General features: G+C 56.9%; 9 protein-coding genes and 1 riboswitch. Of the genes, 2 read left to right on the top strand and 7 right to left on the bottom strand.

Features of this window, described 5'->3' with window-relative positions; genetic code table 11:
- The coding region (locus tag AC13E3_RS03630; protein ID WP_482901718.1) for a transposase domain-containing protein at nt 1-295 on the top strand (295 nt) is incomplete at its 5' end.
- Nucleotides 296-455: 160 nt separating this feature from the next.
- Here AC13E3_RS03630 and AC13E3_RS03625 read toward each other — a convergent pair.
- From AC13E3_RS03625 to AC13E3_RS03615, 3 genes are all read right to left on the bottom strand, one after another.
- A complete protein-coding gene (locus AC13E3_RS03625) occupies nt 456-1049 on the bottom strand; it encodes a hypothetical protein (protein ID WP_405417645.1) in 594 nt (197 codons plus the stop codon).
- A 525-nt stretch (nt 1050-1574) separates the two neighbouring features.
- On the bottom strand, nt 1575-2633 hold the full coding sequence (locus AC13E3_RS03620; RefSeq protein WP_405417648.1) for a ribonucleotide-diphosphate reductase subunit beta: 1059 nt from the start codon (nt 2631-2633) through the stop codon (nt 1575-1577).
- A 30-nt stretch (nt 2634-2663) separates the two neighbouring features.
- On the bottom strand, nt 2664-5429 hold the full coding sequence (locus AC13E3_RS03615) for a ribonucleoside-diphosphate reductase subunit alpha (protein ID WP_104270957.1): 2766 nt from the start codon (nt 5427-5429) through the stop codon (nt 2664-2666).
- Nucleotides 5430-5557: 128 nt separating this feature from the next.
- Nucleotides 5558-5736: riboswitch (cobalamin riboswitch) on the bottom strand.
- 152 nt (nt 5737-5888) lie between these two features.
- Here AC13E3_RS03615 and AC13E3_RS03610 point away from each other — a divergent pair.
- Nucleotides 5889-6620: a DUF3047 domain-containing protein gene (locus AC13E3_RS03610; RefSeq protein ID WP_405417651.1), complete on the top strand. Its 732-nt coding sequence runs from the start codon at nt 5889-5891 to the stop codon at nt 6618-6620.
- A gap of 13 nt (nt 6621-6633) precedes the next feature.
- Here AC13E3_RS03610 and AC13E3_RS03605 read toward each other — a convergent pair whose 3' ends face one another.
- The 4 genes from AC13E3_RS03605 to AC13E3_RS03590 form a co-directional block, all read right to left on the bottom strand.
- On the bottom strand, nt 6634-7470 hold the full coding sequence (locus AC13E3_RS03605) for a substrate-binding periplasmic protein (RefSeq protein WP_053113354.1): 837 nt from the start codon (nt 7468-7470) through the stop codon (nt 6634-6636).
- A gap of 91 nt (nt 7471-7561) precedes the next feature.
- On the bottom strand, nt 7562-9067 hold the full coding sequence (gene nhaB / locus AC13E3_RS03600) for a sodium/proton antiporter NhaB (protein ID WP_053115500.1): 1506 nt from the start codon (nt 9065-9067) through the stop codon (nt 7562-7564).
- Nucleotides 9068-9407: 340 nt separating this feature from the next.
- Entirely contained in the window at nt 9408-11561 is a 2154-nt protein-coding gene (locus AC13E3_RS03595) for a TonB-dependent siderophore receptor (protein WP_104270960.1), read from the bottom strand.
- 106 nt (nt 11562-11667) lie between these two features.
- On the bottom strand, nt 11668-12627 hold the full coding sequence (locus tag AC13E3_RS03590) for a helix-turn-helix transcriptional regulator (RefSeq protein ID WP_405417656.1): 960 nt from the start codon (nt 12625-12627) through the stop codon (nt 11668-11670).
- Nucleotides 12628-12674: the final 47 nt, after the last annotated feature.

The following is a 12674-nucleotide window of genomic DNA, read 5'->3' as shown; positions in this document are numbered from 1 at the left end:
TTACTGCGAACGCGGTGACCTGAACATCAGCAATGCCGGTGCCGAGAACGCTATTCGCCCGTTTGCCCTCGGCAGAAAGGCCTGGCTCTTCGCCGATACCTCACAAGGGGCGAAAGCCAGCGCCACCTGCTATTCGCTCATAGAAACCGCCAAGGCCAATGGCCTGGAGCCCTCCGCTTATATCCACCATGTGCTGGAGCGCATTGCTGGGGCCGATACACTGGAGAAGCTTGAAGCCTTGCTGCCCTGGAATGCCGAGTTGCCGGCTTTGAAAAAAGTGGCTCAATACGATTAGGGCAAGTGGGTCGATTTAACGGCGCTTACACTCAATAACTCCCTTTATAGATTTCTTATCCCAATTAAGGTCCCAATGAAGTGCTAACGCCAGCCAGCATGCGCGGGTACGGAATGGAGGAGAAGCCGCAATGTAGTAGACGTCGCCGTGCCTGGCCTTGTTATATTTTCTGGCATAACTGATCACCGTAGACACGCTCTCCAATCAGGTCGAACACCTTATCGAGGCTGTCATCCCAATCGTTGAGCAACTGGAAAATATTTGCTTGAAGAGAAAGATGGCCGCTTACATGATTGGCGGAACAACCTTCAACTCGGCCAACACGCATAGCGTGTCTGTCGAGGATAAAGCTGTGCTGCTCGTCTCCTCTGCCACGATTAGGCGAATGGGCAGAAAAGCTATTTCTGAAATTTACAATGTCTGCGGTTTTAATTGTCTCCAGGCCGTCAGTAACGCCAAGCTCTCTACATAACACCAGGGTAGCCTGTTGTTGCATATAACACGCATTCAGAAGGCCATAGTAAAGCAGATGCAACTTCCCAAAATCTAAGTCTCGAAGCTCAGAATCTCTGAATGAGGCCTTTGCCAATTGGGTGTCCTCCAAAAGGTAAAAAGCATCCAGAATAAAATTGTACGAACGCGAAGTTTCAACACCGACGAAGCGATACAGATCGCAGTCGTCTTTATCGTGATCTGTGGCGATATCAGAGAGATCTGAGCGAATTGCCTGAACAACATTGTCGAGTTTGCTCATTACTCCCTCAAATATAACAGCAATTAGACAGAGCGCTTCATGATTGCAGAAATTTGACCGCTTCGTTATTACGGCTTCTGGATCACAGTACGCAATGCCCATAAATGTATAAAACAACAGGTTAGCCCACGACACACCGCCTTTCCATGTAATCATTTGACATCTGTGATCCACTCCATCAAGAATACTGTACAAATAAACAGCGCTGGCAGGGAGCCGGGACGAATGAAGGGAAAACAATCTCGCTTACGGGACCAGGTTCGTGCGGTTATTCGGGTGAATCATTACAGCATCCGTACCGAAAAACGTACTGATACTAGATCCGTTATTTCATTCGTTTTCAGCAAACGAAGCACCCTCGCGATATGGGTCCCAGAGACGTCGATGAATTTCTGACCTAACTCGCTGTGCATCGTAATGTCGCGGCAGCCACCCGGATCTGCGCACCACCCAGATTTATACCCACGTCCTCGGACAGGGTTTCGCAGGGGTGCGCAGTCCGCTCGGCTAGCGGTCAGTAAGCCCTCACCACTCCAACTGTGCCCCGGTCTGGTACTCAATCACCCGCGTTTCGAAGAAGTTCTTCTCCTTGCGCAGGGTGGCCTGCTCATCTAGCCAGGGCGACACGTTCTTCGCGCCGGGGAACGGCTCTTCCAGGCCAACGGTGCGGGCACGGCGGTTGGCCACGAAGCGGAACTGTTCGCTGTGATACTCAGCCGAATAACCGAGAATCGGGTCTCGCAGGATGTAGTCCGCATAGGCCCTCTCGGCGGCTTCCGATTCGTCCCACATCTCGCGCACGGCCTTCGGGTCGAAGGTGATGTTTTCCTCTTCCACGATCTGGTTAACCACTTTCAGGCCGAATGAGAAGTGCATGGCCTCATCCCGCAGGATGTACTGCAACTGCTCGCCGGTGCCGCGCATCAGTCCTCGACGCTGCAGGGCGAAGATGGGGCTGAAGCCGTTGTAGAACCAGGTGCCTTCGAACACCGCCGCGAAGAACAGGTAGGACATGATGAATTCCTGCAGGTCGTCCTTGTTACGCAGGTTCATGTCCGGCCGCATGGCCGCATCCAGCCTGCGGTTGGCAATCTGGATCTTGCCGTTGATCGCCGGTACCACGCGGTAGCGGTTGTAGATCTCGCTCTGGTCCAGGTTGAGGGTTTCGATGCAGTGCTGGTAGGCCCAGGTGTGCATGGCCTCCTCGTATACCTGCCGGGCCTGGTAGATCTGTAGCTCCGGGGCGCTCATCTTCTCCATCACCGCCAGGCCGATGTTGCGCATGGCCAGGATGTCGGAGGTGGTGAGGTACGCCAGTACATTTTCGTACACGTGCTTTTCTGGCGCGGTTAGCCGGTGATGGTAGTCGTGAACGTCCTGGGCCATGTTCACGTCCAGGGGGGTCCAGTGGTTTTTGTTGGCGTTCATGAAGTACTCCCAGGCCCAGGGGTACTTGAACGGTGCCAGCTGGTTGATGTCGGTTTCGCCGTTGATGACTCGTTTGTCGTCCACGTTCACCGGTGCCGGGGCGCCGGGATGCGCCGCTTTGGATTCAGTTTTTAGTTCGTCGTCCCAATCAAGCATGGTTTTGCCTCGAAATCGTTAAGTGAGCAGTTACTGACAGGCTTCGCAGTCCGGATCGTCGATGCTGCACACCTGGGGCTGGGGCGCGGCAACCGGAGCGGTTTTTTCAGCACCGGTGGCACCCAGGGAGCGCAGGTAATAGGTGGTCTTCAGCCCACGTTCCCAGGCCAGCTGGTACAGGGCATCCAGCTTTTTGCCGCTGGGTTCGGCCATGTACAGGTTCAGGCTCTGGGCCTGATCGAGCCATTTCTGGCGCCGGGCGGCGGCTTCCACCAGCCATCTCGCGTCGATTTCGAAGGCGGTGGCGTATCGCGCTTTCAGATCATTCGGGATGCGGTCGATCTGCTGAACGCTGCCGTCGAAGTATTTGAGGTCGTTCACCATCACGTTGTCCCAAAGGCCTTCGGCCTTGAGATCCCGGACCAGGGAGGGATTCACCACCGTGAACTCGCCGGAGAGGTTCGATTTCACGAAGAGGTTCTGGTACGCCGGCTCGATGGACTGGGACACACCCACGATGTTGGAAATCGTCGCCGTCGGGGCAATGGCCATCACGTTGCTGTTGCGCATGCCGTTTCTCGTGATCAGTTCGCGTATCGGCGACCAGTCCAGCCGGGCGTTGGTGTTTACAGAGAGGTCCCCTTCCCGGCGGTTCTCTTTGAGCAGGTTGATGGAGTCGATGGGCAGGATACCCTGCTGCCAGAGTGAACCCTCATAGCTCTCATAGGCACCTCGCTCACCCGCCAGCGAAGCTGAGGCGCGGATGGCGAAGTAGCTGAGTTGCTCCATGGCAACGTCAGCGAACTCAACCGCTTCCGGGCTGGAATACGGCAGGCCCAGTTGATAGAGCGCGTCCTGGAATCCCATGAGGCCGAGGCCAACCGGGCGATGCCTAAGGTTGGAATTGCGGGCCTGGGGCACGGCGTAGTAGTTGATGTCGATAACGTTATCGAGCATGCGCACGGCGGTGTTCACCGTTTGTTCCAGACGCCGCACGTCCAGCTCGCCGTTGGCGATATGAGCCGTCAGGTTCACGGAACCCAGGTTGCACACGGCAATCTCGTCGGCACTGGTGTTCAGGGTGATTTCGGTGCACAGGTTGGAGCTGTGCACCACGCCCTGGTGCTGCTGGGGGGAACGCAGGTTGCACGGGTCCTTGAAGGTGATCCAGGGGTGGCCGGTTTCGAACAGAACGGTGAGCATCTTGCGCCAGAGTTGCTTGGCCGGGATTTTCTTGAACAGCTTGATTTTGCCCTGCTCTGCCAGGGCTTCGTAATGCTCGTAGCGTTCACGGAAGGCGTTGCCGTACAGGTCGTGCAGATCCGGCGCATCGCTGGGGGAGAACAGGGTCCAGTCACGGTCTTCGCGCATGCGCTCGATCAGCAGATCGGGCACCCAGTTGGCCGTATTCATGTCGTGGGTTCGGCGGCGTTCGTCGCCGGTATTCTTGCGCAGTTCCAGGAACTCCTCGATGTCCAGGTGCCAGCTTTCCAGGTAGGCGCACACCGCACCTTTACGTTTGCCGCCCTGGTTGACCGCCACGGCGGTGTCGTTGACTACTTTCAGGAAGGGCACCACGCCCTGGCTCTGGCCGTTGGTTCCTTTGATGTGGGAGCCCAGCGCACGGACTGGCGTCCAGTCGTTACCCAGACCGCCAGCCCATTTCGACAGCATGGCGTTATCACGGATGGCGCCGTAGATGTCTTCAAGATCGTCGCCCACCGTCGTCAGGTAACAGGAGGACAGCTGAGAATGGCGGGTACCGCTGTTGAACAGCGTGGGTGTGGACGCCATGTAGTCAAACGACGACAGCAGATTGTAGAACTCGATGGCCCGGGCATTCGGGTCATCTTCGCGCAGGGCCAGGCCCATGGCAACGCGCATGAAAAATACCTGGGGCAATTCCAGGCGGGCCTTGTTCCAGTGCAGGAAGTAACGGTCGTACAGGGTTTGCAGACCCAGGAAGCCGAACTGCAGATCCCGTTCCGGCTGAAGGGCGGCACCCAGGCGCTCCAGATCAAAGGCGGCCAGAGCGTCATCCAGCAATTCGTACCGGATTCCCGCTTCGACAAAGGCGCTCAGTGCCTGTGGATAAATCTCAGCCAATGGCAGACTGATGGGCAGGCCCAACGCGGCGGCATTCTCCAGACGCAGCTGTTCCAGCAGTAGACGAGCGGTGACCGCGCTGTAGTCCGGCTCCCGCTCAATCCGGCTGCGGGCCGTCATGATCAGGGCCGACAGCACGTCTTCCTCGGCGATGCCGTCGTAGAGGTTGGTCAGGGCATCGTCCACCAGGGAATCACCGTCGATGCCCTCCAGCCCTGTGGCGGCCTTTTCCACCTGCAGTTTCATCAGGCCCAGATCCAGCGGAGCAATCTCGCCACTGGTCTTTTTCACCGTCAGATGGGGGTGCGCCTCAACCGGCGCATGGCGGGCGCGCTCGCGGGCATGCTCTTCCCGATACAGGACGTAGGCGCGGGCCACCTTCTGTTCTTCGGCCCGCATCAGGGCCAGTTCCACCTGATCCTGGATGTCTTCGATATGCACCTTGCCACCGGCCTTCAGGCGACGGCTAATCGCCTGGATGACCTGGTCGGTCACCCGGTGTACCGCGTCATTGATACGCGCGGAACCGGCGGCGGTGTCGCCCTCAACAGCGAGGAACGCTTTGGTTACGGCGATGCTGATCTTCGAGGGGTCGAAGCCCACAAGCGTGCCGTTGCGCTTGATGACCTGAAGGGATTCGGTGTCCGTGTGCGAGGTTGGCCGGGGTTCGGCCAGGGCTGAGGCAGACATGCAGTGTTCTCCTGAATACGCGTTGAGTTCCTTTCACCATCGCGTACGCAGGGGCACACCTCGCCATGGGAATGGCTGGGCATAACCGGTCTGCTCACCCTGGGTCGCGAAGGTGCAGTCAGGAGCTTTGAAGCTCCGTATCCCTGGCAGGTCTTCGGACTCAGGGGCGTGAATCGTTCGATTCGGCCTCGTGTGGCGACTTCCCGGCTTTCGCCAGTGTCTTGATGCCACGCTTGTTCCCCAATACCGCTGCGCGTCAGTTCCGGAGTCTCACCGGATTCCCGATACCAGAATGGCTGAGATGATCACACGTTGACCGAGTTGGTTACGCGCTGATCACTACATCTGGTATTTGACCAAGGATAGAAACACTATATACAGGTCCACTTTTCAGGACAAGGCACTTTCCGGTAAAAGATCTGTCTGCAACGGAAACACCCTGACAAGAGGAGAGGCACTATGGAGAAGGTCGGATACAAAAGAATCTGGGGCCCGCTCCTCATTTCCATGCTGCTGTCTGCACCGGTCAGTTCGCAAGAGAGTACATTGACACCCTTCTCCCAGATGCAGTCCCTGAACGATGGCTGGGAACCCCTGGAATTCCCCAAGATAGATCAGCTCAGCCGCTATGAACTGACAACCGAATACGGTCAGCAGGTCGTGCGGGCGACCACGGACGGCGGTGCGTCGGGACTGATCGCACGGGTCAGGCTGGAGCCAACCGATTCGCTGATTCTGCAATGGTGCTGGAAGGTCTCGAATGTCTTCGAAAACGGGGATGCCCGGGAAAAGTCCGGGGACGATTACCCGGCCAGAATCTATGTGGCGTTCGAGTTCCAGCCCGAGAAGGCGGGGTTTTTCGAGCGCGCCAAACGCAAGACCGTCGAGGTGTTATTCGGTGAGTCCCTGCCGGGCAATGCCCTCAACTACATCTGGGCCAATACTCTCCCGAAGGGCGAGATTGTGCCCAACCCGTACACCGAGAAAACCATGATGATTGCCGTGAATTCCGGATCAGAACAGGTCGGCGAATGGGTCACGGTGGAGCGGGATATCATGGCCGATTATCGGGAAGCGTTTGGCGAGGAACCGCCACCGGTCGTGGGCATTGCCATCATGTCGGATTCGGACAACACCGGTGAAAAGGCCACGGCCTGGTATGGGGACATCCTTCTGAACCCGGATTCCTGAGCCCTGAACACTACTAACGGTATTGCTCGGGAAATCCGGGGATCACAAAGCTTTCTCCAAGGTTTCGTATCGGCGGCACTTCACCCTTTTCAGCCAGACGGATGTAGGCATCATTGAACTCTTCCCGCAGGATCGCTGCCCGGGGATTGGCCAGCGAGAACAGCCAGGTCAGATTCCTCAAACGGATCGCCGATTCACGGATTTTCTCGTCTTTGGGCATGGTCAGGGTTTCCACGACCGGATCCCGATGCCCAAACAGGTAATGGCCTCGGCCAAGCTTGAGCATTTCCAGAGCAGCCCGATAGTTTGGAGCCTGGGTGACGTCAATCGAACCTTCCGCCTCCAGCCAGTACAAGAGCCCTCCATAGGTGTACCCGCCTATCGTGATGACGGTCTTGCCCTGCAGTTGATCAAAATGTGTAAGTGGTTCGGTTCCCTCCAGATACCAGGCACTGAGCTGGGTCGCGAGGGGAGTGACCCAGGTCTCAAGAACTTCACCGTTAAGGGCAGGAACGTTGGCCGAACCTGGCCAAACGTCAATTCTACCGTTGCGCAGATACAGGTATACCCGGCTGATGGGCAAGAAGAGAAATTCCGGCTCGTAACCCGCTTCCACAGCGATCTTCCGGGTAAGCTCTATAAAGCTGCCAGCAGGGCGGCCATCGCTGGCCTGATAGGTAATGGGGGGAAACTCCACATAGGCAATGCGCAGAGTCTTGTTTACGGATTCCGACGCGCCAAGGGAGGCGGACGTAAATAATAAACCTACCAGCAATATCCAAAGCCGGACAACGGTCAAATGCATGGCTTCAGAGAGTCGGGAAGAATGGACCGGGCAGTTTCTGGGCATGGAATCCGTATTGTTCGGGTCTGTTTAGCCAAAGATTAACAGACCCGGAAAGATCTGCACTGACACCGCCCGCAAAAATCCGAACATAATGTCAAATATGGTTGATAACCATGTACAGACCAACACCGCCCATTACCAGCATGTAGGGAAACGCCATCACCACCATCTTGCCGTAGGACAGCCGAACCAGCGGCGCTATGGCAGACGTCAGCAGGAACAGGAAAGCCGCCTGGCCATTGGGAGTCGCAACGCTGGGAAGGTTGGTACCTGTGTTGATGGCAACTGCCAACTTCTGGAAATGCTCGTAGCTGATGGCCCCTGCATCCAGAGCCTGTTTGACTTCGCTGATATAAACAGTCGCTACGAAGACGTTATCGCTGATCATTGAGAGCACGCCGTTGGCAATGAAGAACATGCCAGGCTGCCGGGCTTCCGGAAGCGACAGCACGTAATCAATAATCGGCTTGAACAGGTGCTGTTCGTGGATCACCGCAACCACCGCGAAAAACACCACCAGCAGCGAGGTAAACGGCAGGGATTCCTGGAAGGCCTTGCCAATTTGATGCTCGTCGGTAACGCCGGTAAAGGAGGTAATCAGGATGATGACCAGCAGGCCAATCAGGCCGACCTCGGCGAGATGGAAAGCGAGGCCCACCACCAGGATCGCGGCGGCAAAGGCTTGTACCCAGAGAGCCGCCTGATCAGCCTTGGTCCGCTTGGTCCGCTCGTTCTCCGCAAATTCTTCCAGCACCTGACGCACAGGCTTGGGCAAACGCCCGCCGTAGCCAAACCAACGCAGCTTCTCCAGGGCCCAGCAGGTAAATAAACCAGCCGCCAATACCGGCAAACTCACTGGCGCCATGTGCAGGAAGAAACCGGCAAAGTCCCAACCCACGACTTTGGCAATCAACAGATTCTGGGGCTCACCTACCATGGTGGCAACGCCGCCCAACGCGGTACCGATAGCACCATGCATCAAAAGGCTGCGCAAGAACGCCCGGAAATTTTCCAGATCTTCACGGTGCAGCTCGATTACTTCGTCATCGCTGCCCGCGTTGTGGTCCTTGTGCTGGTAGCCCTTGCCGGAGGCCACCTTGTGGTAAACCGCGTAAAACCCGACCGCCACGCTAATAATAACCGCGGTAACCGTCAGTGCATCGAGGAAGGCCGAAAGCAGTGCTGCTGCGCTACAGAACAGCAACGATAACGCCGACTTGGAACGCACACCCACCAGAATCTGGGTGAACGTCACCAGCAGCAGTTCCTTCATGAAGTAGATGCCCGCCACCATGAACATCAGCAGCAGGATCACCGGGAAGTTGGTTAGCACTTCCAGATACACTGCATCCGGCGTGGTCAGGCCAATCAGCAATGCCTCTACCGCCAGCAGGCCACCCGGCAGAAGCGGGTAACATTTCAGGGCCATGGCAAGAGTAAAAATAAACTCTGCGATCAGAAGCCAGCCGGCCGTTCCGGGCCCCAGGGTCCACATGACAATCGGGTTGGCGACAAGAAACAGCAGGATCACCTGCTTGTACCAGACGGGCGCCTTGCCAAGGAAGTTGTGGGTAAAGCCGGAGATAACGGTATTGGGCATTACGGAAATCTTCTGAGAAAACGGGTTATTGGTATTGTGTGCCAGCAGGCCCGCATCTTCCTTGATATTTGCGTACCGGGGTATGGGCCAAAGGTACAAAATGAAGACCGATTTTGGTCTTACTAACAAGCAAATGGGGAATGGGCGCTGATCAACACAGATATCTTCGTAGTATTACTTGATCAACAAAGATGTAGCGCGCGTATTTTAACCGATTTGCGTGGCTGTGAGGTCGCTTTGTGAAAAAAATACACAAATGTTCTGGGGGAAGGACACTGATAGGGTCTGTTGAGAAAATGGGTCGGAGCCGGCGCGTCCCTGCGCCGGGAGGATAATGCAATCAGAACCGGTAAGTAACGGAACCGGTCACTTCACGACGGGTGCCATACGTACCGGAGCTGTCGAAAGCCGTTGCTACATACTGTTCGTCCAGCAGGTTCTGGGCATGCAGCCCCAGCGACACCTGGCCAATGTCGTAGGTAATCGCAGCATCCACCAGGGTGACATCCGGTACTTCCAGGGCAGAATTATCCGCATTGAACGCCGCGCCAAAACTCTCGCCGATGTAACGCACGCCGGCACCCAGCCCCAGGCCATGCAGCATGCCGCCCCGGAAGCTGTATTTTCCCCACAAGGCCGCTTCATGTTCCGGTGTGTATTCCAGCGGCTCGCCTTCTTCCACGGGGTTGCTGGCTTTGGTGATCTCGGCGTCGGTATAGCTATAGCTGGCGATCACATCCAGCGCATGGAACAGACGGGTGCGCGCTTCCATCTCAAGGCCCTGTGAGTTGGCCTCGCCCTTCTGCTCATTGGCGAAGGTCGATGGGTTGGTGGTCAGGTAGTCTTCCCGGGTCAGGTCGAACCAGGCCAGTGTCACCAGCGTGTCCGTATTGGGCTGGTACTTTACGCCCACCTCATATTGGTGTGCGGTTTCGGGCTCGAACGGGTTGCCGGCCGCATCGGTACCTGTGGTGGGGAGAAACGACTCCATGTAGCTCACATAAGGGGCAAAGCCATTCGCGAACTGGTAACTGGCACCGGCACGACCAGTGAAGGCCTCGTCTTCCCGGCTAGCTGTGGCGCCGGTGAGATTATTGAGTGTCTCGGAACGGGCCACGTCATACCGGCCGCCAAGGGAAACCGTCCAACGGTCTACCCGGATCTGATCCTGAAGGTAAATGCCGGTCTGTTTGAGTTGTCCGTCCTCGTCTTTAAACAACGGGGCATCAGGGACAGGCGCCCCATAGACAGGATCATAGATGTCCAGGTTACTGGCGGCCCCAAAGAACTGCCGGGATGACACATCGATATCCTGATGGTCCAGGCCGACCAATACCGTGTGCTCTGCCGCGCCCGCCTGAGCGGTCAACTGCAGCTGGTTATCCATGACCAGTCCGTCAATGCGACCGAAACTGTCAAAGCGCGACCGGGTAATGGTTCTCTGATCCGCCAGCAAACCGGTGGTGTAGATGGTCTGGTCGTCAACATCGTTACGGTAGTCCCGGACATTCTGACGCAGAACTATCTGGTCATTGATGCGGTGCTCAAACTCGTAACCAATGGCACTCTCGCGACGCTCATAGGCATCGTACCCTGGCTCGCCGGTAAACCGGTTGTCAGGAATCGGGCCATTCGGATTTGGCTCCAACGTGCCCTGCAACGGGTAACGTTGAGATGGCTGGGTATCGTCGTACTGCCAGTGCGCCAATACCGTCAGTCGGGTGGCGTCCGTGGGCTGCCAGGTCAGGCTGGGGGCCAGGTACTTTCGGTCGTCGTTGACAAAATCCACCTGGGTTTCGCTGTCGCGAACCAGGCCCACCAGGCGAACCGCGAGGGTATCACTGTCGTTCACCGCCCCACTGATATCAAAATGGCCCTGGACCAGATCGTTGGTACCAGCCTCAACGCGCACTTCTCGACGGGTGTCGAAAGTAGGACGTTTGGACACATAGTTCACCAACCCACCCGGGCCCGCTTGTCCGTACAGAACGGAAGAAGGCCCCTTGAGCACATCAATGCGCTCGGCGCCATAGGGCTCCAGGCTGTAACCGGCGGCAAAGCCGGGGTTCGCCAGTTTCAGGTTGTCACGAAACAAGCCACTGGTGGCCACATCGAAGCCGCGTATTCTCAGAAACGTGGTGCGCGGCTCGAAACCAAAGGTCTCGCCTCGGGCGCCGGCTGTATAACGCAGAACTTCGCCCAGGTTGGCCGCGTTCTGGTCCTCGATCTGATCCGCTGTGACTGTGGAAATGGACTGGGGCGTTTCAACCACGTTGGTGGTTGTTTTCGTGCCGGTAACGGTCGCCTCTGCGGTGTAGCCATCACTCGGTGCGGTGCCGCTCGGTTCGGCGGCATCTGCCGATACTTCAATGGCATCCAGCTCGGTAATATTCGCTTCCTGCGCGTACAGTATCGGGCTTGCCAGAACCCCGGCTATGGCCAAGGCCAGGCCGGACGGGAGTAAGTACTGGCGATTATCACGTAACGAATTCATTGATCAGCTCCAAACAACGCGCTTTACAAGTTTAAGTGTAATGCGAATTATTGTCGTTTAGATCCGAGCTTTGGTATTCCAGAAGCCAAAAAACCTATGCGCAATGCTATTTCTTGTGATTGGCCGCCCGTTGTCGGGGAGAAAAGCCGAACTCTCGGCGAAACGCCGTCGAAAAATTGGTCGCGTGGGTGTAACCCACCCTGTTCGCGCTCTGTTCAACACTGAAGCCTTGCTCCAGATAATGCTTTGCCAACCGAAGTCGGCATTTTCTGAGATAGTCGAACACCGGCACGCCGTACATCGCCCGGAATTTCACTCGCAAGCCGCTTGGGCTCATGGCAGCCATCTGTGCGAGGTCCTTTAGGGTGTGGTCATGGTCCGGGGTGAACTCCAGATGCTGCCTTACGAGCTCAAGTCGCTGACGTTGCTGGACCGGAACCACCGGAGCATCCGGGGATTCATGCTCGTCGCCTGCCAGACCCAATCCGGCAAGCTGCAGCGCGAGGCCCTCCAAAACCAGGCTTTTCTGGGCGACGGTCATCGTGAGGCGTGCATGGGTCCGCAGCAACTCCTCGAACGGGTGGGGCACACTCCATTGACGCAGGGGAACCCTGGGAAGAATGGTCAGGTCTTGTAAGCTGGAGGAGACGTGGTCCAATGTTGCGCCGCGTGGGTCGAAAGCGAGTGCCACAATTTGCAGATGCTCTTGCTCAGGCTGGTGCGCCCGTAACGGATAGTCCGGGTGCAGCTGCATGCTGACAGCATTACCCGATGACAGAACGTGTTCGACCGACCCGAGGGTAAGCTCAACGGTGCCATCCAGAACGACCAGCACAAGCAACGGCGCATGACCAGAAGAGACTGATTCATACGCCTGGAGCACCTGAAGCGAAGAAAACGTAAACCGAAAACCCGAAGCCAGGCTGTACTCGGCAATCTCACCCCGGGCAACGATACGGTCATCACTTCCGGTGTCGCCCTGGATGGCCGGAAACCGAAATTCTATGTCGTAAAGCTGCCCGAAACGTTCGAAATCTGCCTGACTGAATGTGTGCAACCTGCCCACTCCACGCCTATCCAACCTGGTCTGCTAACTGTGCCTGTGTTTGTCCG

This window comes from Marinobacter sp. L-80, assembly GCF_056859395.1.
This window is presented reverse-complemented; position numbering and strand designations above follow the sequence as displayed.